The organism is Methylobacterium segetis (assembly GCF_004348265.1).
In the GTDB taxonomy this organism is placed as follows: domain Bacteria; phylum Pseudomonadota; class Alphaproteobacteria; order Rhizobiales; family Beijerinckiaceae; genus Methylobacterium; species Methylobacterium segetis.
In genome coordinates this window covers 1-21,208 of the sequence record NZ_SMNT01000053.1, presented here as the reverse complement: position 1 = coordinate 21,208, position 21,208 = coordinate 1, and the positions used below count along the sequence as shown (strand labels likewise).

The following is a 21,208-nucleotide window of genomic DNA, read 5'->3' as shown; positions in this document are numbered from 1 at the left end:
GAAAAGGGGGGCACCGCCGGCTCAAGCGATCGGGGGAAAGTTCGACCGGCGGTGCCAGCCGGAGGAGAGGGGGGTTGGCTCATCCGGCCACCTTCGTGCCTAAGGCCCACCCGCGGAGGTGGCATTCACATACGTGAAGGGTCTCCCGAGTTTTCACGGGAGAGGCCGGATCAGTGCAGGAGCGGTCGCGGACCGAGCACCGTCGCGAAGGGGAGATGGAGGATCAGCCGCTGCTCGCCGTCCATCACCGCGAAGGCGCTGCGGGCCCAGGTTCCGGCCCAGATCCCGGGGAGGTCGGTCTCGGCGATCAGGCGCCGCGCGAGGCGGGCGGCGTGGGCGGCCACGTGGTCGGGATCGGAGATCTCCACGCCCTCGTCGTCGCGGGAGAACGTCCGGCCGGTCCGGAGATGGAAGAAGTAGCGCGCCATGACGATCTTCCTTCCGATCACCGCCAGGTCTTGTCGTTGCTAACGAAGCAATGTCAGACCAACATTCACCTGCGATAATCGGTGTCCGTCAACGGCCGGCGGACACTCCCTCTCTCTGCTCAAGCTTCAACCATGTGAATGCGGTCGTCCGGGATCGGCCGGACAGTCCGCGCGTCGGATCCGTTTCCTCGTCCGACAGGCTCCGCCGGCAACAACCTGCCCACACCCGGCCGGCGGAGCCGCTTCGGCCGGATGCCGGAGCGGGCGCTCCCGTTCAGTTCAGGTAGGTGCGGATCCAGTTCGGGGAGAGGATCTCGCCTTCCTCGGTGATGATCCAGGGCTGCTTGGCCGGGTCGGTGAGGGCGCCGGCGGCGGCGGCGATCGCCTCGCGCAGGGTGTCGAACCGCTCGGGCTGGGCCAGGGGGGAGCTCGCCGGCACGGTGCGCCAGATGGTCAGATCGGCGGGTCGTTCCAGAGCCTCGGTTTCCATCGTACCTGTTCCTTTTGAACTCTCTCGTCCGCTTGGAAGAGCCTGGCCCGCCGAGACGACGGACCAGCCGGAGCGGCTGCATTCGTGCTCGCGAATGGGAGCAACCGTTGGGCGACTTTGCGGTCTTTCCAGCCGTATTTCCTGGACTGGAGGCCGAGGCCGCAGTTCTCACGCCGGCGGCATCATGATTTTGACATGATCCGTACCGGCGCCGCCCGAGGATGCTCTTCACTCACCTCATGAAGATTGTGAGCGCGAGGGGTGACCATTTCGTTAGCTCGGTCGCTGCGCTGCAACGGTGCGCTGCCACACGCCGGCCGAACCTGCCTCAGCCTGTTGAACCTTTCATGCTGAACGGCCAGTTAAGAACGGGCCGCGCGGTTGCGCCCCGCCGTCTCGGAATGCTCTAAGCGGGCACCCGCCATCGCGCGGGTGTTGCATCGTGACCACAATCGGGCCTGCTGCGGGAGTCTTGCCGTGCCGGATCGCTTCGCGCGCATCGCGTTGGCCGCGGTGATCGTCCTGCTCGCGCTCTTCGTCGCGCAGCCCTACCTGACCGCCTTCCTGTTCTCCGCCGAGACGCCGCGGGCGGTGACGGCGCGAGGCGACCTCGCGCCGGCCGAGGCGACCACCGTCGCCCTGTTCGAGCGGGCGAGCCCCTCCGTCGTCCACGTCTTCGCACAGGCCGCGGCGCAGGGCCGCGCCCTGATGAGCCTCGACGATCCGGACGAGCAGGAGCAGGGCCAGGGCGGAACGCAGACGGGCACCGGCTTCGTCTGGGACGCGGCGGGCCACGTCGTCACGAACAACCACGTGGTGCAGGCGGCGACACAGGCCGGGGGCTCGGTCTCGGTGCGCCTGTCCTCGGGCGAGGTGGTGCCGGCCCGGATCGTCGGCACCGCTCCCTCCTACGACCTCGCCGTGCTCCAGCTCGGCCGCGTCGCCAAGACCCCGCCGCCGCTCGCCGTCGGCACCTCGGCGGACCTCAAGGTCGGGCAGGCGGCCTACGCGATCGGCAACCCGTTCGGCCTCGACCACACCCTGACCACCGGGGTGATCAGCGCCCTCCAGCGCCGGCTGCCGACGGGGGAGGGGCGGGAGCTCTCCGGCGTCATCCAGACGGATGCGGCGATCAATCCCGGCAATTCCGGCGGCCCGCTCCTCGATTCCGCGGGCCGGCTGATCGGCGTCAACACCGCGATCTTCTCACCCTCGGGCGCCAGCGCCGGCATCGGCTTCGCGGTGCCGGTCGACGTGGTGAACCGCGTGGTGCCCGACCTCATCCGCAACGGGCGCGTGCGCAATCCCGGCATCGGCATCATCGCCGGCCAGGAGGCGACGGCCTCCCGCCTCGGCATCGACGGGGTCGTCGTGCTGCGGGTGCTGCGCGGGTCGCCGGCCGCGAGCGCCGGGCTGCGCGGCGTCGACCTGCAGACGGGCGAGATCGGCGACGTCATCGTCGGCGTCGGCGACAAGCCGGTTCACCGTCTCGCGGACCTGACCGCCGCGATCGAGGCGGCCGGCCTCGGGCAGGCCGTCGACCTCACCGTCGAGCGGGGCGGCCGCACCCGGACGGTCCGCGTGACGACGACGGACGTGGCGGAGAACCGGTTGTGAGCCGGATCGTCCTCGGCCTCGCACTCGCGGCCGGCCTGAGCGCCGGCCACGCCGCCGCCGGCGACCGGGCGGCGCGCCCGCGCCTCTGCCCGGAGGACGCACCCGAGGGCGTGCGCCTGCCCAGCCGGCCGGGCTGCGGGCGCGAGCCGCTCCGGGCACCGGCCCGCGGCGACGGATTCGTCGATCTCGGCAACGGGGTTCAGGTCCGGATCAATGGTCGCGCGAGCGCCGATTTCGGCGTGCGGCGCTAGACCATGGCGCTCGCCCTCGGTGTCCTCGCCTGCCTCGCCCTGTGGTGGTTCTCCCGCCGCGGCGGCCGGTTCGACTCGGCCCGCTTCTGGCCGCTGCTGCGCCGCTTCGGGGGATGGGGCGCGCTGGCGCTGGCCTTCCTGCTCGGCCTGCGCGGCCGGGCCGATCTCGCCCTCGTCTCCGGCCTCGTGGGGGTCTGGCTGCTCGAGGGCGGGCGCGCTGCGGGGCAGCGCTTCGGCGAGACGTGGCGCCGCATCGGCGGCCGCCTGCGCCGCGCGCCGCTGATCGCCTTCACGCGCCTGCCCGACGGCAGCCCCGGCGACGGCCGCGTCCTGGCGGGGCCGCTCGCGGGCCGGACCCTCAGCGCGCTGCCGCCCCCCGCTTTGCTCGAGCTTCTCGGCGCGTGCCGGGCACAGGATTCGCGCGCCGCCGCAGACCTAGAGGCGTATCTCGACCGCCGGCTTCCCGGCTGGCGTATAGACGCTGAGGGAGATCGCGACGCGCGGACGGGCCGTGCGCCGAAGCCAGGGGCGATGCCGGAGGAGGAGGCCTACGAGATCCTGGGGCTTGAGCGCGGGGCGTCCCCAGAACAGGTCCGCGCGGCCCACCGGGCGCTGATGAAGCGGATCCATCCGGACCAGGGCGGATCCGCCGGACTGGCGGCCCGCGTCAACGCGGCCCGGGACAGGCTTTTGAACCGACATCGCTGAAACTCCACGCGCGTTGCCAGACATGAGCGGGCGAGGCCCGCCGGGACGAGCCGGCGGGACCGGCGCGAACGGCGCCGTCCTCGAGGTCCTGAATGCCGCGCCCGGGTGGGCGCGGGGCGCGACCCTCAGCTCCGGGTCGCGAAACAGTTGAAGCCGCTGCGCTTCAGCGCCTTGCAGGCGTCCTGCGCCGAATCCTGCTCGGAGAAGCCCGAGAAGCGGGCCCGGTAGAGGGTCGCGCCGCCGTGCTCGACCTTCACGGTGTAGGGGGCGGCCTTCGCGAGGGCTCCGCCGCCGCGGGAGCGGGCGTCCGCCAGCATCGACTTGGCCTTGTCCTCGTCGTCCATGGCGCCGAGCTGGATGACCCAGGCCGTCGGCACGACCCGCGGGCCGGACAGCGGCTTCGGGGCCTCGGCGCGGGCGGGTCCGTCGACCGAGGCGAGGCGGGCCTCGGACTTGGACGAGCCGGGGAAGGGCGACGGGTTCGCCGCCGCCGCGTAGGCCTGCGCGGCCTTCGGCAGGGCGGGGGCCGTCCGCGCGCCGAGGCCGGCGCTGCCCGGCGTCGTCGTGGCGCGGCTCGGCAGGATGTCGAGGGGCTGGTTGCGATCCGTCGAGGCGGTGGTGTCGACCTCGTCGTCGTCGGCCGAGGCGACCTGCGTGCGGGTTCGGGAGACCGCATCGGCCACTACGGCGGGCCGCGTCCGCTCCGCGGCCTCGACGACCGCCCCTGTCTGGCGCGCGCCGGCATAGGCGCGGGGCAGGCTCGCACGCACGAGATCCGCCATGATGCGGTCGCGGCTCGCGCCCGACTTGCCGCCGAGCACGATCGCGACGATCTGGCGATCGTCGTACCGCGCGGCCGTCATCAGGTTGAAACCGGAATCGCGGGTGTAGCCCGTCTTGATGCCGTCGACGCCCTGCACGGCGCCGAGCAGGCGGTTGTGGTTGCCGATGACCCGGCCGCGGAAGGCGAAGGAGCGGGTCTGGAAATAGCGGTAATAGCGCGGGAAGCGGTCCTGGATCGCCCGGGCGAGGATCGTCAGGTCGCGCGCGGTGGTGATCTGGTCGGCGTCCGGCAGGCCCGAGGCGTTGACGTAGCGGGTCCGGCTCATGCCGAGCGCGCGGGCCTTCTCGGTCATCATCTGGGCGAAACGCTCCTCGGAGCCAGCGATGTTCTCGCCGATCGCGCAGGCCACGTCGTTGGCCGACTTCGTCACGATCGCCTTGATCGCGTCCTCGACCTCGATGGTGGAGCCCGGCCGCAGGCCGAGCTTCGAGGGCGATTGCGCCGCGGCGCGGGCCGAGATCGTCAGCTCCGAATCGAGGGCGAAGCGACCCTTCTCCATCTGCTCGAAGAGCATGTAGAGGGTCATCACCTTGGTGATCGAGGCCGGATGGCGCAGCGAATCCTCGTTGACGGCATGCAGGGTCTTGCCCGTCTTCACGTCGACCACCATGGCCGCGTAGGGCGGGTTGTAGCCGCCGCCGGCGCGGGCATGGTGATGCCGCCGGCGCGCCTCGGCGGGCGAGGCGAGGGCGGTGAGGAGAGCCGCGGCCGCGAGGGCGGCTGGCAGAGCGCGGGACGTCCGAGACCGGCTCACAACGCTACGCATCACGACTGACTGCCCCCGCCGGTCCGGCCCCGCCGGACGCACCGCACCATCTCGGCGAGCCCGTGCCGCGGCACCGTGGCCTCGCTGCTTCAGTCGAAAACCGTAAGTCGGCGCGGTTACGGGCCGGTTAATGGGATCGGTGCGTTTCACGACTGATTTTGCATCGCACCATCCGCTTGACGCACTATGTTGCAGTGCACATATTCGGTCTGCCGGCAGGCTCGCGCTCGCAAGTCGGTCCCGGCGCTCTCGCAACACGCAGCAGAGGGGTGCCCCGCCGGGGCACCGGGTAGATCCGATGACGAAATCCCTGGAGAAGACCGAGGCGACGTTCCAGAAGGCCGAGGCCGCCGTAAAGACGGGCCTGGACTCGGTGCTCGCCGGCATGGGCGCGGCGGCCAAGACCGCCCAGACCATCGGCATCGAGTGGGCGGATTACGCGAAGCAATCCTACGAGCATTCCGCGGCCACGGCCGAGAAGCTGTCCAAGGCCGGCACCGTCGCCAAGGCCGTCGAGATCCAGACCGAGTACGTGAAGGCTTCGTTCGAGCGGGGCGCTGCGCAGGCCGCGACGCTGCGCGACCTCTACGTCGCGCTGGCCAAGGATCTCGCGAAGCCCTTCGAGAGCTTTGCCCTGCACAAGGTCGCCTGAGGCACCCGACGCCGCCGGGGGCCGGCCTCCCGCGCCGGGCCTCCGGCCGCAGCCTGCGCGGCGCGCAAGCCGCGTGCCCGCTGGCTGTCCGGCCGCGCTCCCGAGAGACACGGACAAGTGCGCGCAGCCGTCTGGCGAAGTTGCGCCTCGGCCTATAGATTGCCGTCGAAGCGAGCGCGCCTCGCCGGCGCGCCCCGCGAGCGTGATGTTGCCGCCAGATGGGGTCGGTGCGATTCAGATGTCTCAGGGCCCGATGATGCGGGGCACCGCATGTCCGCCTGCCGCCTCGCGGCCGGTCAACGAGAGAGCCGTGACCGTAGCCGCCTCGAACCCGCGCGGACCGGGCGGCGACGACCGCTCCAACACGGCGATCATCACCCGCACCAAGACGCGCACGAAGCGGCCGAGCCTCTACCGGGTGCTGCTCCTCAACGACGACTACACGCCGATGGAGTTCGTCGTCCACGTGGTGGAGCGGTTCTTCAACAAGAGCCACGAGGACGCCTACCAGATCATGATGCACGTGCATCACAACGGCGTCGGCGAGTGCGGGGTGTTCACCTACGAGGTCGCGGAGACCAAGGTGACGCAGGTCATGGACTTTGCCCGCAAACACCAACATCCTCTCCAGTGCGTTATGGAAAAGAAGTAGGCCCCCAACAGAGGCACGAGCTTTGCCCAGCTTCTCACGCAGCCTAGAACAAGCCCTCCACCGCGCCCTGGCGCTCGCCGGTGAGCGCCGGCACGAATACGCGACCTTGGAGCACCTGCTCCTCGCCCTCGTCGACGATCAGGACGCCGCCGCCGTGATGCGGGCCTGCAACGTCGAGATCGACGCGCTGAAGCGCAGCCTCGTCGAGTACGTCGATACCGAGCTCTCGAACCTAACCGGCGACGGACGCCAGGACGCCAAGCCGACGGCCGGGTTCCAGCGCGTGATCCAGCGCGCCGTGATCCACGTCCAATCCTCCGGCCGCGAGGAGGTGACGGGGGCGAACGTGCTGGTGGCGATCTTCGCCGAGCGCGAGAGCCACGCCGCCTACTTCCTGCAGGAGCAGGACATGACCCGCTACGACGCGGTCAACTACATCAGCCACGGCATCGCCAAGCGGCCGGGCGCCTCGGAGGCGAAGCCGGTGCGCGGGGCCGACGAGGAGGGCGCCGGCGAGCGCCCGAGCGGCGACGAGGGCGAGGGGCGTGCCAAGAAGAAGGGCGATGCCTTGGACGCCTATTGCGTCAACCTCAACAAGAAGGCCCGCGACGGCAAGATCGACCCGCTGATCGGCCGCGAGGCCGAGGTGCAGCGCACGATCCAGGTGCTCTGCCGCCGCCAGAAGAACAACCCGCTCCTCGTCGGCGACCCCGGCGTCGGCAAGACCGCGATCGCGGAAGGGCTCGCCCGCAAGATCATCCAGCACGAGGTGCCGGAGGTGCTGGCGGACGCGACCGTCTTCTCCCTCGACATGGGCACGCTGCTCGCCGGAACCCGCTACCGCGGCGACTTCGAGGAGCGCCTCAAGCAGGTGATGAAGGAGATCGAGGCGCACCCGAACGCGATCATGTTCATCGACGAGATCCACACCGTGATCGGTGCGGGCGCCACCTCGGGCGGCGCGATGGACGCTTCGAACCTCCTCAAGCCGGCGCTGGCCTCCGGCACGCTGCGCTGCATCGGCTCGACCACCTACAAGGAGTACCGCCAGTACTTCGAGAAGGACCGGGCGCTCGTGCGCCGCTTCCAGAAGATCGACGTCAACGAGCCGTCGATTCCGGACGCGATCGAGATCGTGAAGGGCCTGCGGCCGTATTTCGAGGAGTTCCACAAGCTCAAGTACACGACCGATGCGGTTAAGGCCGCGGTCGAGCTGTCGGCCCGCTACATCAACGACCGCAAGCTGCCCGACAAGGCGATCGACGTCATCGACGAGACGGGCGCCTCGCAGATGCTGGTGCCGGAGGCGCGCCGCAAGCGCACGATCGGCGTCAAGGAGATCGAGGCGACCATCGCCACGATGGCCCGCATCCCGCCGAAAACCGTCTCGAAGGACGATGCGGTGGTTCTCCAGAACCTCACCGAGAACCTGAAGCGGGTCGTCTACGGCCAGACGAACGCCATCGAGGCGCTGACCTCGGCGATCAAGCTCGCCCGCGCGGGGCTGCGCGATCCCGACAAGCCGATCGGCTCCTACCTGTTCGCGGGTCCGACCGGCGTCGGCAAGACCGAGGCCGCCAAGCAACTCGCCGCCTCCCTCGGTGTCGAGATGCTGCGCTTCGACATGTCGGAATACATGGAGCGCCACACGGTGAGCCGCCTGATCGGCGCGCCCCCCGGCTATGTGGGCTTCGACCAGGGCGGCCTCCTGACCGACGGGATCGACCAGCACCCGCATTGCGTGCTGCTCCTCGACGAGATCGAGAAGGCGCATCCGGACCTGTTCAACATCCTGCTGCAGGTGATGGACCACGGGAAACTGACCGACCACAACGGCAAGCAGGTCGATTTCCGCAACGTCATCATCATCATGACGTCGAACGCGGGCGCCTCCGACCTCGCCAAGTCCGCCTACGGCTTCACGCAGACCAAGCGCTCGGGCGACGACGTGGAGGCGATCAACCGGCTGTTCGCGCCGGAATTCCGCAACCGCCTCGACGCGATCATCTCCTTCGGACACCTGCCGAAGGAGGTCGTCGCCAAGGTGGTCGACAAGTTCGTCCTCCAGCTCGAGGCCCAGCTCGCCGACCGCAACGTCACGATCGAGCTTTCGGACGAGGCCCGCGACTGGCTGGTCGAGCACGGCTACGACGACGCGATGGGCGCCCGTCCCATGGCCCGGCTCATCCAGTCGACCATCAAGACGCCGCTCGCCGACGAGGTGCTGTTCGGGCGCCTCAAGGATGGCGGCGCCGTGAAGGTGGTCGTGAAGAAGCCGGAGGATGCGGACGCGAAGGCCGGCGCCAAGGACGTGCTCGGCTTCGAGTTCCCGGCCGGCCCCGTGACGCCGAAGCCGGAGAAGGACGTGACCAACGCGGCCAAGAAGCACAAGCGCTCGAAGCCGCGCGCCACGACCCGCAAGAAGGCCGAGAAGGACAAGGGCGGCGGAGGATCCGGGGGCTCGGGCGGCGTGCGCACCGTGCCCAAGGTCCCGCTCGTTCGGGCCTGAGACCCGGCCGGCCCTCACCGTCGCGTCCCGCGACGAGGAGGGCCGGCTGAGGCTTTCGGGTCCTTTTCTGCACCCGCGTCCCAGGATATGAGCCACCCGCGAGACGCCCATCGACCGGGCGTCCTTCCGCCGAGATCGGCGGGGGTTCGGCGAGAGGCTCAGGGGGCGCGGCATCGCTGCCCGCGCGAGACGAGGGGGGCACCATGACCAGCGAGCTGCATGAGGGCCCCCTCACGCCCGTCGCACGCTCCGTGCCTCCGCCGCCCAAGAAGCTGACGCGTCGCGAGGAGCGCCGCCGCCGTCGCAGGCGCCGCCGCCGCGGCGAGGAACTTCTGGCCTGGGTTCTCGTCCCCCTGATCTGCCTCGGCCTCTACTGGGGCGTGACCGCCGGCTTCGACCTTCTCGGCACCTCGCCCGGCCAGGTCTGGGACCAGCTCATGCAGGTCAAGGCGATGATGGAGAAGCGGGCCTGAGGAGCCTGCTCGAGGCAGGCGCTCCGCGAAGAGCGCTTCAGAGCGCCCCGTCGCGGATCGCGCCGGGGTCGGCGAGCGTGTGCAGCAGGCCCGCCGCGCTGTGCGCGAAGCGCAGCGTCACGGCCTTCCGGCGAGCGCCGCTCAAGGGATGCTCCTCGGGCTGGCGCAGGATCGCGCCGCCGAAGGCGTCGGCGACGATGAGGCCGGCCTCCTCGGGGATCAGCTCGCAGGGCAGCGTGTGCGGGATCGCGAAGTAGAAGCGGTCGCAATACTCCCGGTAATCCGGCCACTTCTTGTCCGCCCGGAAGTCGGCCACGCTCGACTTGATCTCCACGATGCTGAGCCTGCCGCAGGCCGTGAGCGCCATCACGTCGGCGCGGCGCCCGTTGGCCAGGGAGAATTCGGGCAGGCTCACTTGGCCGAGCTCCGCGAAGAGGCGGCGCACGCCGCGCTGCGTGGCGGCGGCGGTCGGCGATTGCCGGCGGTCGGGCGGGAGAAGGGCGGCGGCGAGGGCTGCGGACAAGGCGGGATCTTGCGTGACGCGTCCCGAATCGGGACGCGCGCATCGAACCAGCCGGGGCCGGGCTTGTCGATGCGGCGCCGGCACCGCAGGGCGCAGGCCTATCCCTGGAACACCTATCCCTGGAACCATGTCAGGAGGCCGGCCCCGGGCGCGAGCAGCACGAAGGCCCAGACGAGGGCGGAGAGCACGTTCGCGATCTGGAAATGCAGGCGCTCGACGCCGAACACCCCCGCGATCAGCGGCACGACGGCCCGCGCCGGGCCGAAGAAGCGCCCGAGCGCCACCGCGCCCGCGCCCCACCGGTGCAGGAAGGCCTCAGCCTTCGCCACCATCTCGGGGTAGCTCCGCATCGGCCACATGCGCTTGGCGCCGGACTTGTAGTAATGGCCGAACTCGTAGGAGATCCAGTCGCCGAGCGCCGCACCGATGGCGGCGGCGATGACCACCGGCCAGAACGGGATGTCGGCGGCCCCGACCAGCGCCCCGATCCCGACCAGGATCACGGTCGCCGGCACGAGGAGCGACAGGAAGGCGATCGATTCGCAGAAGGCGAGAAGCCCGGTGATGACGGGCGTCCACGCCTTGTGTGCCTCCACGAAGCCGAGGGTCGCGGTGCGCAGGGCTTCGAAATCCATGGAGGTCCTTGTGGGCTCGAACTCTGAGGGCAGGGCGGTCCGTCCCGATGTGGCGCCGCCTTGCCGAAGGGCAAGCGTGCCCGCCTCCGCGGATGCGCGGCGTCCCGAAAGGCGCTAAGGGCTCCTCACGCAACTCCCGACCCCTGGGCCGGCCTCCGGCCTTCGAGGGTGCGGCGGGAGTTGCGTGAGAGACATTCTGGGGCGGCTCCGGTCCGCGTCGCGTGGGGAGGCGCCTCCCGTGAAGGTCCTGTCGATCCAGTCGCACGTCGCCTACGGGCACGTGGGCAACGCCTCCGCCGTCTTTCCGATGCAGCGCCTCGGCGTCGAGGTCTGGCCGATCCACACGGTGCAGTTCTCGAACCACACGGGCTACGGCGCGTGGCGCGGGCGCGTCTTCGACGGGCCGGCCATCGAGGAACTCGTCGCCGGCATCGCGGAGCGCGGCGTGCTCGGCCAGTGCGACGGCGTGCTCTCGGGCTACATGGGCTCGCCCGATATCGGCACGGCGATCCTGGGGGCGGTGGCGGCGGTCCGCGCGGCGAACCCGGCGGCGCTCTATTGCTGCGATCCGGTCATCGGCGACACCGACCGGGGCGTCTACGTGCGGCCCGGCATCGCCGAACTGATGCGGGATCGCGCGGTGCCCGCCGCCGACATCGTCACGCCGAACGCGTTCGAGCTGAACCTCCTCACGGGATTACCGACCGGCACGCTCGCGGAGGCGAAGCGGGCGGTCGCGGCCCTGCAGGCCCTGGGTCCCCGCGTGGTGCTGGTGACATCCCTGGCCACCGACGACACGCCCGGCGACGCGATCGACCTCTTGGCGGGCGAGGGCGGCACCTTCTGGCGCCTGCGCACACCGCGCCTCCATCTCGACGTGAACGGCGCCGGGGATGCGGTCGCGGCCCTGTTCTTCGTGCATTACGCCCGCAGCGGCTCGGCGGCGCTGGCGCTCGGCATGGCGGGCGCCTCGGTCTACGGCCTCCTGCGCCGCACCGCGGAGGCGGGTTCGCGCGAGATCCTCACGGTCGCCGCGCAGGACGAGTTCGTCGCCCCCAGCGAGACCTTCCCGGTCGAGCCGGTGTGAGGCTGCCCGCGAACGCCCCGCGCCGGTCCGGCGTTTGCGTCCCGATCCCTCGAGCCACGGAACAGAGCCCATGACCCGACGCCGGTTCGTCACCCTCGACGTGTTCACGGACGAGCCCTACGCCGGCAATCCGCTCGCCGTGGTGCTGGATGCCGAGGGCCTCGACGGTGCGGCGATGCAGCGGATCGCCCGGGAGTTCAACCTGTCGGAGACGGTGTTCGTGCTGCCTCCGGCCGAGCCGCGCCACCGGGCGGCCCTGCGGATCTTCACGCCCACCCGCGAGCTGCCCTTCGCCGGGCATCCGACGGTCGGCGCGGCGGTGTTGCTGGCGCTTGAGGACGGGCGCGCCGCCGCGGCCCTCGCCGACGCCGTCGCCTTCGGGCTGGAGGAAGGGGTCGGCATCGTGCCCTGCGTCGTCGAGGCGGGGGAGGGGAGGGGCCGCGCCCGCTTCAAGGTGCCGAGCCTGCCGGCCTTCCTCGGCGACGGGCCGGAGCCCGCCGCCCTCGCCGGGGCGCTCGGCCTCGCCTCCGGCGACATCGGGTTCGCCGCCCATCGTCCCAGCCGCCACGATGCGGGCGTGCCCTTCACCTTCGTGCCGGTCGCCTCCCGGGAGCGCCTCGACGCCGCCCGAATCGACGCGGGCGCGCTCGCCGCGCTCGAGGAAGCGGGAGCGCTCTACCTCTACACGCCGGATCCGGAAGGGCTCGGGCAGCGCTACCAAGCCCGGATGTTCGCGCCCCATCTCGGGGTGCCGGAGGACCCGGCGACGGGCTCGGCGGCAGCCGCCTTCGCGGGCGTGCTGATGCAGTTCGAGCGTCTCGGATCGGCCGAGCACGACGTCGTTATCCGCCAGGGCCTCGCCATGGGCCGCCCGAGCGAGATCGCCCTGCAGGTCGTCGTCGAGGAGGGAGCGCTGCGCTCGGTCGAGATCGGCGGCGCGGCCATCGTCGTCAGCGAGGGGGTACTCCTTGCCTGAGGTGGGTCCGCTCGGCTTCCAACTTGCCCGCCTCCACGGCGTCACGGCGCGCCTCGTCCCCTTCGCCTGGGCCTGGGCGGAGGACAATGCCGAGATGATCGCCGAGAACTGGCGGCGGCGGCTCGGCGAGAGGCCGGGCCTCTTCGACGGGCCGGTGCTCCTCGCCTGCGGCGTCTCGGTTTCGGACGGGCAGTGCGAGGCCCAGTTCTTCGAGACGCGCTATTCCCGCTTCATCGCCTTCCGGGATGCCGGCTCGCCGGACGGGCGTGTGGCGAACGCCTTCGCGGCCATCGTGCCTCTCGCCCGCGACGGGGCGGTGCTCCTCGGCGAGATGGGCCCGCACACGGCGAATGCCGGCCAGATCTACTTCCCCTGCGGTACGCCCGACCGCGACGACGTGCGCGGCGAGACGGTCGATCTCGCGGGCTCGGCCGCACGGGAGTTGCGCGAGGAGACGGGCCTCGCCCTGCCGGAGGACGCGGCGGAGGAATGGGTACTGCTCAAGGGCGAGGGCCAGCTCGCCTTCCTGCGGCCCGTACCCTTTCCGGAGGATGCGGAGGGCCTGCGGGCGCGCATGGAGCGGCATCGCGCCGGGGAGGCCGAGCCGGAACTCGCCCGCATCGTCGTCGCCCGCGGACCCGGCGACGTCGACGCCGACCGGATGCCCGGCTTCGTGCGCGCCTTCCTCGCCGACGCTTTCGCGGATCAGCGGTAGCCGTAGCGGGTCTTGGCGGCGGCGAGCAGGCCGAGCGCCTCGCCCTCGCGGCCGGCGGCGCAGGCGGCCGAGGCGCGGGCGAGGTCGGCGCTGAAGCGGGCGCCGACCGGCTGGTTCAGGTTGCCGGTGGCGACGTCGCTGTCCACCACCGCCTGGGTCCGGGCGATGTTCGGCCCGCAGCCCGGCCCCGCCGGCGGCACAGAGACGGGGGCGGGCGTCGCCGCCGCCACGACGGGCGCGGCCGCCTTCGGCTGGCAGGCGCCGGCAAGACCCGCGAGGAGAGCGGTGGCGACAAGGGAGAGGCTGAGGCGGTACGCTGTCACGGACGGACATCCCGGTTCGCGCCCGACCCGCACGGCCGAGCTTGGCGGATCCGGTATGTGCGCCCTCGGCCCCAGGCCGGTCAATCGCCGCCGTGCCCCTCCTACTTCGCCTTCTCGGCGATCCCCTTGAGGCCGCCGTCGTAGATGCCCTCGATCACGTCCTTGGCGACCGGGTCCGGCACGCCCTTGGCCGAGAAGCTGCCGGTCCAGGTGAGCTTCGAGCCCGAGCCCTCGGGGGCAACGGCGAGGGTCGACGTGTAGTCCGAGACGGGCAGCGGGCTCTCCTGGATCGCGTAGCTGTAGGACATCACCTTGTCGTCCCGGGAGGTCTGCTCCTCGACGATCGCGCCGCCGCCCTTCAGCTTCAGGGTGCGGATCGCCTTGCCGTCCTTCTCGGACGGGGTGCAGGTCTCGACGGCCGGATGCCAGGTGCCGATGCCGCAGAAATCGCCGATCGTCTGCCAGACCTTGGCGGGGGGCGCCTCGATCGTGGCCGTCTTCTGGACGTCGATCGCGAGCGCGGGCGCCGCTGCGCCGACGAGGAGGGCGGTGAGCGCGAGCCGCAGGGTGTGGCGCGTCATGGGAGTCTCCATCCGTTGTTGTGGTGGGGCGAGGCCCGGCCCCGCGGCGGACCGCCGGACCCCTCGTCCGTTAACCCTCGCCGGGCTCGGCGCGAAGCTAGGCGGCGCGGCCGCGTCGGCAATGGCGGGGGCGGCGGTTCCGGATCACGATCGGTCGCGCCTGTCTCCGGCCGGAAGGGTCGCGTCGTGGTCGAGCCTGCGCCGCGGGTGGAGTGCCGGCCCTGGCGTGCCGCGCGGGCGCGGGCTAGGTGTCCCGCCTTGCGCCGGAGCGGCCGGCGCCGCGCGCCTCCGCCGAGTCCGCCGCGATCCGAACGGAGTTCGTCCTTGATCCCATGGGTTCATCTCGATACCGGCGCCATCCCGGGCGAGAGCGTCCCGCTGCGCCTCATGCGGCGCGGCGACGAGTACTCGATCGTGGTCGGACCGATCGAGCTGATGAACAACCGGCTCCGGGGCTCGGAGGAGGCGCTCGCCACGATCGCCTGCGAGCGTCTCCGCGACCGGCCGCGCGCCAAGATCCTGATCGGCGGGCTCGGCATGGGCTTCACGCTGCGCGCGGCCCTGAAGGCCCTCGGGCCGGAGGCGCGCGTCGTCGTCGCGGAACTGGTGCCGGCGGTGACGTCCTGGGCGCGGGGCCCGCTCGCGCACCTGTTCGAGGGAAGCCTCGACGATCCCCGCGTCGAGCTCGTGGAGGCGGACGTGAACCGCCTCATCCAGTCGGGCCCCGGCCAGTACGACGCCATCCTCCTCGACGTCGACAACGGGCCGGAGGGGATGGTGAGGCAGGAGAACGACCGCCTCTACGATTCCTGGGGCCTGAAGCGCGCGCATTACGCCCTGCGCCCGGGCGGCCTGCTCGGCGTCTGGTCCGGCGGCCCGGCCCGGCACTTCAAGTCCCGGCTGCAGCGGTCGGGCTTCGCGGTCGACGAGCTTCGCGTGCGGGCGAACGGCGGCACGAGCGGGCGGCGCCACGTCCTCTGGATCGCGGAACGCATGGAGGCGGGCGCCGGCCCGGCCCCCCGGAGGACGGGCCGGTGAGGGCGCCCTGATCCGCGCCCTCGTCGGCGCGGGTCCTCGGGACGCTCGCTTGTGTTTCACCCGCGCGAAGGATACGTACGTCAACCCCCGGACCGTCCCCGCCCTGACCGGCGAATCGCGTCCGCCCGTCGTGTCCCGCGAGGAGAGACGAGCCTTGGCCCGAGCCGGCTCCGTGTGCCCGACCATCCGCGCTGCCCGTGCAGCGTCGCGGTCGCGCGCGCGTCTCGTCCGCCTTCTCCTTACCCGCCCCTGAGGGCCGTCCGGGCGCGCGCCTGGGCTCTCAGGGGATTGCGCACCACGACGACAGGCTTGATGGCGCCGCCGACCGCTCGAGACGGGGCGCGCCGCGACAGGGCAAGCGAGATACCCATGACCACGACCCAGACCGGCTCGGCCAAGGACCGCGTTCTCATCTTCGACACGACGCTGCGCGACGGCGAGCAATGTCCCGGCGCCACCATGACGCTCGACGAGAAGCTCGCGGTGGCCGAACTCCTCGACGCGATGGGCGTCGACATCATCGAGGCGGGCTTCCCCATCGCCTCGAACGGCGACTTCGAGGCGGTGGCCGAGATCGCCCGCCGCTCCAAGCGCGCGACCATCGCCGGCCTCGCGCGGGCAATCCCCGCGGACATCGCGCGGGCGGGCGAGGCCGTCGGCCACGCCCATCGCGGGCGCATCCATACCTTCGTCTCGACCTCGCCGATCCATCTGGCGCACCAGATGCGCAAGAGCGAGGACGAGGTGCTGGAGATCATCCTGAAGACGGTGGCCCAGGCCCGCGACCTCGTGGAGGACGTGGAATGGTCGGCCATGGACGCCACGCGCACGCCGATCGATTACCTCTGCCGCTGCGTCGAGGCGGCGATCCGCTCGGGCGCCACCACGATCAACCTGCCGGACACGGTGGGCTACGCCACGCCCTCCGAGTACCGCGCCATGTTCGAGGCGGTGCGCGCGCGCGTGCCGAATTCCGACAAGGCGATCTTCTCGGTCCACTGCCACAACGATTTGGGGCTCGCCATCGCCAACTCGCTCGCCGGCGTGGAGGGCGGGGCGCGGCAGGTCGAGTGCACGGTCAACGGCATCGGCGAGCGGGCCGGCAACGCGGCGCTGGAGGAGATCGTCATGGCGATCCGCACCCGCGGCGACGTCATGCCCTACGAGACCGGCATCGAGACCACGATGCTGACCCGCGCCTCGAAGCTCGTCTCCCACGCGACGAACTTCCCCGTGCAGTACAACAAGGCGATCGTCGGCCGGAACGCCTTCGCGCACGAGAGCGGCATCCACCAGGACGGGATGCTGAAGCACACCGAGACATACGAGATCATGACCCCGGCATCGGTGGGCGTCAGCAAGACCTCGCTGGTGATGGGCAAGCACTCGGGCCGGGCCGCCTTCCGCTCGAAGCTCGACGAGCTCGGCCTGCATCTGGCCGAGAACCAGTTCCAGGACGTGTTCGATCGCTTCAAGGCGCTCGCCGACCGCAAGAAGCACGTCTACGACGAGGATATCGAGGCGCTGGTGGACGAGAACCTCGCCACCGCCCACGACCGCATCCGCCTCGTCTCGCTCTCGGTCATCGCCGGCACCCGGGGTCCGCAGCGGGCCACCATGAAGATCGACATGGACGGGCGCACCTTCACCGAGGAGGCGGACGGCAACGGACCGGTCGACGCGGTGTTCAACTGCATCAAGGCGCTGGTGCCGCACGAGGCGCAGCTCGAACTCTATCAGGTCCACGCCGTGACGGAGGGCACGGATGCACAGGCCGAGGTCTCGGTGCGCCTCAAAGCCGGCGAGCGCTCCATGACCGCCCGCGGCGCCGACCCTGACACGCTGGTGGCCTCCGCCAAGGCCTACCTGTCGGCCCTGAACAAGCTCTCGGCGGCGGCGGTGCGCCTGCATGCCCAGCATGCGGCGGCCGAATAGCCTCAAGATTCTTGCGGGCCGGGGGTGGACAGCCCCCGGCCCCCTTGGTATCAGCCCGACCTCGCCGCGGACTGGTGGCCCCGGCGCATCGCTGACAAGCGATGAGGGCGCATAGCTCAGTTGGTAGAGCAGCTGACTCTTAATCAGCGGGTCCTAGGTTCGAACCCTAGTGCGCCCACCATTTCTTTCCAGGACTTCTGGCAGATAGCGAGTGGCGTGAGAGCCTCACCTTATTCCGGAACGAGCCGAATAAGAGTTTTTGCTGGGTCGCGGCGTGACCGGAATCTCTCCACCCTCCTGTGGCATCGCAGGGAGGACCGCCGGCCACTGCCGACATACCGCTTCGTAGGAGCGGAAGGGTTAGCAACTCGAGGCCGGCACAGGTTAGGCTTTCAGGACCCTGTCGGCTCAGAGTGACTGCGCGCGCGCGAACTCCTGACCCGTTTCGGCCCTTCGAGCGTCCGCTTCCAGCTAGCTCAGTGGGGCAGGTTGGAATGACCAACTTTGGCCGAAGGCGGAATGTCGGCTTTCGAGCGAGACACTGGGCGAAACGGACGTTCCAGTTCGCCCGGGCTTGTTCCTGGCCACGCTCTCGCGAGCAATGTTCCAAAAGGTAATGGAACGTCATTGGGTTCGTCATTCCAGAGTGCAAGATGACGAGTGTGGAACGGGGCCGGCCGAAACGCGGAAGGTTCCATTAGTGCAAGCCCTATTGGAACGCCCATGCGCTGGAGCAGCTAATCCGATTGTCCGCAATCGAACTCTTGCTTAGCACTTGTAACCTACGTTAGCCATCCGTGTCGAAGGGCCCGAAGGAGGCGGGACAAGCCCATCATGAGTGCGAGCAGTATGGCCGGATCCCTAGCGCGTTTTGCGAGGCAGGCTGCTCATCCAGTTCTGCAGGTCGTCGTGCGCGAGCGAGCCCTTGTCCGAGATCAAAGCCTTATCTTGCAGGGTGAGGTGCCTCAGATGGCGCATGTACTCCTGTCTGGCTACACCTGCCGGCATCGCACGCTGAGAAACGGTCAGCGGCAGATCACGGCCCTCCTGGTGCCCGGCGACATGTGCGATCTTGAAGCTGTTCTGCGCGGCTGGGCAGACTGTGGGATCACGACGCTGACCTCCTGCATCTTCGGCGAGATCCCGCTCGAAATGGTAGCGGACCCGCTCCGACAGGAACCTGAACTTGCTCGCGCGCTGCTCAATCGTCTCCTGCTCGACAAAGCCATCGACAGCGAGCGCGTGTTGAGCCTCGTCCAACGCTCCGCTCTGCAACGTCTCGCCCACCTATTCTGCGAGCTGCGGGAGCGGCTGCACGCAGTCGGGCTGGCGGACGACGAGGGGTACAGTCTGCCTCTGACGCAGATCGAGCTTGCCGAACTGACTGGCATGTCGAACGTCCACGTCAACCGCACGTTGCAGGCGCTGCGCAACCAGAACCTCATCGGCTGGCATAGAGGGCGATTGAGCCTGCTGGATCGGCCTGCTCTGGAGCACCTTGCGGAGTTCGATCCGACATACCTGCGGGTTCCCTGAAGGCAGGCGATGCCGAAAGGCCAGTGTCCCCGCTGGACAGCTATACTTTCAGGGGCGCAGGCCGATCATGGCTATCGCTGCTGGAGGCTGCTGGTGCTGATCGCTCGGGCGCAGGCTAAGAGTTCGCACGAATGCGGTGTGCATCCCGGTCGAGGATCTCCGTGAATGGCAGCTCCAACAGAGCCTGACCTGCCCTGTCAGTGATCTCGAAGCAGCAGCACCGCGGATCAACCTTCTTTTCCAGCAGCTCGTCCGCCATCATTGGGATCGCCCGGCAGGCGTCCAGGTAGGCGGCCTCTATCCCGATCAGCTCCAGCCCGATCTCGTCGCGGTCCAGACCGTCAGGCGTACGTAAGTGGAAATAGAACCAGGGCATCCCGCCTCATAGCCGGGTCGGGAAAAGCGGACATTCACGCAGGTAAACGGACCAAGCGCTCCTTCGTAAAGGCTGATCCTGCGCTCGTTCTGCGTTCCGAAATACCCAGCGTGCGAGCGGTGCTGCGGTCCTGCTAAGGTTCGGTAGCAAGCCCTACTGGAACCGGCGCCTGGGTGCCCCGAGCATCGCCCGTAGGTCCATACCCGGCCGATCCGCTTCCCAGCACATCAGCGGAACACCACAGGCCGTCATCATGGCGCGCAAGTCCTCGACGCATTGCTCGGCCTCGGCACGCGTCAGAAACCCGCAGCGCCAGTGCACGGAGCCGGACGCAGAAGCAGCCACGACCGCGAACCGCCCGTCTGGATGGTCGACGATGCTGTATGTCACTGGTCGCGGCATTTCCCCGATCGCGCTGGCATTTAGAGAACGGCTGCAACGCGAGTGCCACGAGGAACGATCCCCTAATGGCCTAGTTAGATGTTCACTGTACGGTCAGGATGCTCGGCGTACGCCGTCGCGCATGACGATGCAAAACGACAGCAGGTTGAACGACATGCTGATACCAGACGGCCTCGGTGTGGATCAGACGGAGGTGCAGGACGCACCAGCTTCAGCTCCTCTGTCTGCGGCCATCCTCGATCACCTCGGCTTCGAGTTGCAGGCCGCCTACGGCGCCCTGATGCAGGCTCAGCCGCCGCAGCGGCTGCTCGACCTGATCGCGCAGCTCGACAGCGCGCTCGCCGTGCAGGGCGGAAACGCAGAAGCATTCCGCGACGGCTTGGTCGAGGCGCTTCCTGGCCTGCGGGCGTTCGCGATGTCGCTGATCCCGGATGCGACACGCGCCGACGACCTCGTGCAGGAGACGATGGTGCGGGCCTGGGCAGCGCAGGATCGCTTCCTGGCGGGCTCGAACCTGAAGGCATGGCTCTGCACCATCCTGCGCAACCAGTTCTACACCGAGTGTCGCAAGGGCAAGCGCGAGGTCGAGGACGCGGACGGCGTCATGGCCGGCACCCTGATCGCACCCGCCGCCCAGGAGCACGGCACGGACCTGCGCACCATCTGGACACACATCGCTAAGCTGTCGCCAGCTCAGCGCGAGGCGCTGCTGCTCGTGGGCGCGCAGGGCCTGACCTACGAGGCAGCGGCCGAGGTGATCGGCTGCCAAGTTGGCACCGTGAAGAGCCGGGTGAGCCGGGCGCGCGCGGTCCTGACGAGCCTGCTCGGGATGCCCGCAACCCGGGTCTCCGCTTAGGCGCTGACTTCAGGCCCGCCTCTGACGCTCCCTGACGTTCAAACCCTACACGGGGTTGAGAGAGAGCCTGCACCGCGCTCTGGCTCGTCTATGCGGCGATATCGAGTGGTTCCGACGCCGGCACTGGAGCAGGGGCGGGCAAACCGCGTCGGTAGATCAGCGACACGGCGTGCCAGAAGGCGGCCCCATCTCCCTCTGTGCGCTCGAGGCTTCTCTCGATCATGACGCGGGCCAGCTGCGCCAGAGCCTCAACCTCAGTCGGATCGACCTCTAGAGCTGCCATCTTGCGCCTCGTGATGTTAATCCCGGTAACATCAACGTGCATCGCAGCATTCTGATCCGGCATGGCGGGCCAGGCGGCGCTTCATAATGCGTGCCAGCGAAGGCTGTGGTGCGGCTACTCCTGATCCGCCTCGTGCGCGTGCAGACGCTTCACAGCGGTGCGGAGCTGGCCCGGCACGCCCCGGCCAGACGGTGCAGGACAGGTACTCTCAAGCAGCCTGGCAAGGGCATGAAGCTGTGGCTCATGCAAGCATGGGACGCGGAAGGGTCGAGGCAGCCATGGGTTCGTAAGCGTCATGCGGCGAAGCCCCTTTGGGGTGACGATGAGGATGGCAATGCGGGCCATGGGAGACCAACCATGGGAGGCGCCTCACATGAGCCTCGTGAGCAGGCGGTGCGCCTGAGAGGGGCCCGAAACGGTCTCGACCCCTGGAGCGTTCCTGACAGTCGAGCACGACAGGGCAGGAGGGTGTCATGGCCAGCTGGCGGTCCATGGATCGGGCCCCGCAGGACGGCCGGTGGATCGTGGCCATCAACCGGCACGAGCCCGACA

General features: G+C 69.8%; 22 protein-coding genes and 1 tRNA gene. 15 read left to right on the top strand and 8 right to left on the bottom strand.

Going from position 1 to position 21,208, the window contains the following annotated elements; genetic code table 11:
• Positions 1-170: 170 nt before the first annotated feature.
• Positions 171-428, bottom strand: a complete 258-nt coding sequence (locus E1J50_RS14750; RefSeq protein WP_132254594.1) for a DUF6894 family protein — start codon at positions 426-428, stop codon at positions 171-173.
• Positions 429-702: 274 nt separating this feature from the next.
• The gene (locus E1J50_RS14745) at positions 703-918 is read right to left on the bottom strand and encodes a hypothetical protein (RefSeq protein ID WP_132254593.1); all 216 of its coding nucleotides are present in this window, start codon (positions 916-918) and stop codon (positions 703-705) included.
• A gap of 477 nt (positions 919-1,395) precedes the next feature.
• Between E1J50_RS14745 and E1J50_RS14740 the strand changes: the two genes are divergently transcribed.
• The 3 genes from E1J50_RS14740 to E1J50_RS14730 are packed head-to-tail and all read left to right on the top strand — an operon-like array spanning position 1,396 to position 3,494.
• Entirely contained in the window at positions 1,396-2,535 is a 1,140-nt protein-coding gene (locus tag E1J50_RS14740; RefSeq protein ID WP_132254592.1) for a S1C family serine protease, read from the top strand.
• Complete coding sequence (locus tag E1J50_RS14735; RefSeq protein ID WP_132254591.1) at positions 2,532-2,786, top strand: hypothetical protein; 255 nt, start codon at positions 2,532-2,534, stop codon at positions 2,784-2,786. The genes E1J50_RS14740 and E1J50_RS14735 overlap by 4 nt, the downstream gene beginning before the upstream one ends.
• Before the next feature lie 3 nt (positions 2,787-2,789).
• Positions 2,790-3,494: a DnaJ domain-containing protein gene (locus E1J50_RS14730; protein WP_132254590.1), complete on the top strand. Its 705-nt coding sequence runs from the start codon at positions 2,790-2,792 to the stop codon at positions 3,492-3,494.
• A gap of 125 nt (positions 3,495-3,619) precedes the next feature.
• Here E1J50_RS14730 and E1J50_RS14725 read toward each other — a convergent pair whose 3' ends face one another.
• Positions 3,620-5,104 (bottom strand): SPOR domain-containing protein, encoded by a 1,485-nt coding sequence (locus E1J50_RS14725; protein WP_132254613.1) that lies wholly within the window; start codon positions 5,102-5,104, stop codon positions 3,620-3,622.
• A 298-nt stretch (positions 5,105-5,402) separates the two neighbouring features.
• Between E1J50_RS14725 and E1J50_RS14720 the strand changes: the two genes are divergently transcribed.
• The 4 genes from E1J50_RS14720 (at position 5,403) to E1J50_RS14705 (ending at position 9,390) form a co-directional block, all read left to right on the top strand.
• The gene (locus E1J50_RS14720) at positions 5,403-5,756 is read left to right on the top strand and encodes a phasin family protein (protein ID WP_132254589.1); all 354 of its coding nucleotides are present in this window, start codon (positions 5,403-5,405) and stop codon (positions 5,754-5,756) included.
• 256 nt (positions 5,757-6,012) lie between these two features.
• A complete protein-coding gene (gene clpS, locus E1J50_RS14715; RefSeq protein WP_425374935.1) occupies positions 6,013-6,408 on the top strand; it encodes an ATP-dependent Clp protease adapter ClpS in 396 nt (131 codons plus the stop codon).
• A gap of 22 nt (positions 6,409-6,430) precedes the next feature.
• Positions 6,431-8,917, top strand: a complete 2,487-nt coding sequence (gene clpA, locus E1J50_RS14710; protein ID WP_132254587.1) for an ATP-dependent Clp protease ATP-binding subunit ClpA — start codon at positions 6,431-6,433, stop codon at positions 8,915-8,917.
• A gap of 203 nt (positions 8,918-9,120) precedes the next feature.
• A complete protein-coding gene (locus E1J50_RS14705) occupies positions 9,121-9,390 on the top strand; it encodes a hypothetical protein (RefSeq protein ID WP_132254586.1) in 270 nt (89 codons plus the stop codon).
• A gap of 37 nt (positions 9,391-9,427) precedes the next feature.
• Here E1J50_RS14705 and E1J50_RS14700 read toward each other — a convergent pair whose 3' ends face one another.
• Both E1J50_RS14700 and E1J50_RS14695 read right to left on the bottom strand, forming a co-directional pair.
• On the bottom strand, positions 9,428-9,913 hold the full coding sequence (locus E1J50_RS14700) for an MmcB family DNA repair protein (RefSeq protein WP_132254585.1): 486 nt from the start codon (positions 9,911-9,913) through the stop codon (positions 9,428-9,430).
• Positions 9,914-10,026: 113 nt separating this feature from the next.
• Positions 10,027-10,548: a DedA family protein gene (locus E1J50_RS14695; protein ID WP_132254584.1), complete on the bottom strand. Its 522-nt coding sequence runs from the start codon at positions 10,546-10,548 to the stop codon at positions 10,027-10,029.
• Positions 10,549-10,786: 238 nt separating this feature from the next.
• Between E1J50_RS14695 and pdxY the strand changes: the two genes are divergently transcribed.
• The 3 genes from pdxY (at position 10,787) to E1J50_RS14680 (ending at position 13,326) form a co-directional block, all read left to right on the top strand.
• A complete protein-coding gene (gene pdxY, locus E1J50_RS14690; RefSeq protein WP_132254583.1) occupies positions 10,787-11,635 on the top strand; it encodes a pyridoxal kinase PdxY in 849 nt (282 codons plus the stop codon).
• Between the two features lie 70 nt (positions 11,636-11,705).
• Entirely contained in the window at positions 11,706-12,611 is a 906-nt protein-coding gene (locus E1J50_RS14685; protein WP_132254582.1) for a PhzF family phenazine biosynthesis protein, read from the top strand.
• The gene (locus E1J50_RS14680) at positions 12,604-13,326 is read left to right on the top strand and encodes an NUDIX hydrolase (RefSeq protein ID WP_132254581.1); all 723 of its coding nucleotides are present in this window, start codon (positions 12,604-12,606) and stop codon (positions 13,324-13,326) included. Before E1J50_RS14685 ends, E1J50_RS14680 begins: the two co-directional genes overlap by 8 nt.
• On the opposite strand, the gene E1J50_RS14675 is transcribed toward E1J50_RS14680, so the two are convergent.
• Entirely contained in the window at positions 13,317-13,649 is a 333-nt protein-coding gene (locus E1J50_RS14675) for a hypothetical protein (RefSeq protein ID WP_132254580.1), read from the bottom strand. The two genes, E1J50_RS14680 and E1J50_RS14675, sit on opposite strands and share 10 nt — an antisense overlap.
• A 101-nt stretch (positions 13,650-13,750) precedes the next feature.
• Entirely contained in the window at positions 13,751-14,230 is a 480-nt protein-coding gene (locus tag E1J50_RS14670; RefSeq protein WP_132254579.1) for an SRPBCC family protein, read from the bottom strand.
• A 324-nt stretch (positions 14,231-14,554) separates the two neighbouring features.
• On the opposite strand from E1J50_RS14670, the gene E1J50_RS14665 reads away from it, so the two are divergent.
• From E1J50_RS14665 to E1J50_RS14650, 4 genes are all read left to right on the top strand, one after another.
• Positions 14,555-15,268, top strand: coding sequence for a spermidine synthase (locus E1J50_RS14665; protein WP_132254578.1), 714 nt, complete (start codon positions 14,555-14,557; stop codon positions 15,266-15,268).
• A gap of 369 nt (positions 15,269-15,637) precedes the next feature.
• Complete coding sequence (locus tag E1J50_RS14660; RefSeq protein WP_132254577.1) at positions 15,638-17,203, top strand: 2-isopropylmalate synthase; 1,566 nt, start codon at positions 15,638-15,640, stop codon at positions 17,201-17,203.
• A 105-nt stretch (positions 17,204-17,308) separates the two neighbouring features.
• A tRNA-Lys gene (locus E1J50_RS14655) sits at positions 17,309-17,384 on the top strand.
• A 653-nt stretch (positions 17,385-18,037) separates the two neighbouring features.
• Positions 18,038-18,739: a helix-turn-helix domain-containing protein gene (locus tag E1J50_RS14650; RefSeq protein ID WP_132254576.1), complete on the top strand. Its 702-nt coding sequence runs from the start codon at positions 18,038-18,040 to the stop codon at positions 18,737-18,739.
• 115 nt (positions 18,740-18,854) lie between these two features.
• Here E1J50_RS14650 and E1J50_RS14645 read toward each other — a convergent pair whose 3' ends face one another.
• Positions 18,855-19,115 (bottom strand): DUF6894 family protein, encoded by a 261-nt coding sequence (locus tag E1J50_RS14645; RefSeq protein WP_132254575.1) that lies wholly within the window; start codon positions 19,113-19,115, stop codon positions 18,855-18,857.
• Between the two features lie 376 nt (positions 19,116-19,491).
• Here E1J50_RS14645 and E1J50_RS14640 point away from each other — a divergent pair, with 376 nt between their 5' ends.
• Positions 19,492-20,373 (top strand): sigma-70 family RNA polymerase sigma factor, encoded by an 882-nt coding sequence (locus E1J50_RS14640; RefSeq protein ID WP_425374934.1) that lies wholly within the window; start codon positions 19,492-19,494, stop codon positions 20,371-20,373.
• The last annotated feature ends 835 nt before the right edge of the window (positions 20,374-21,208 follow it).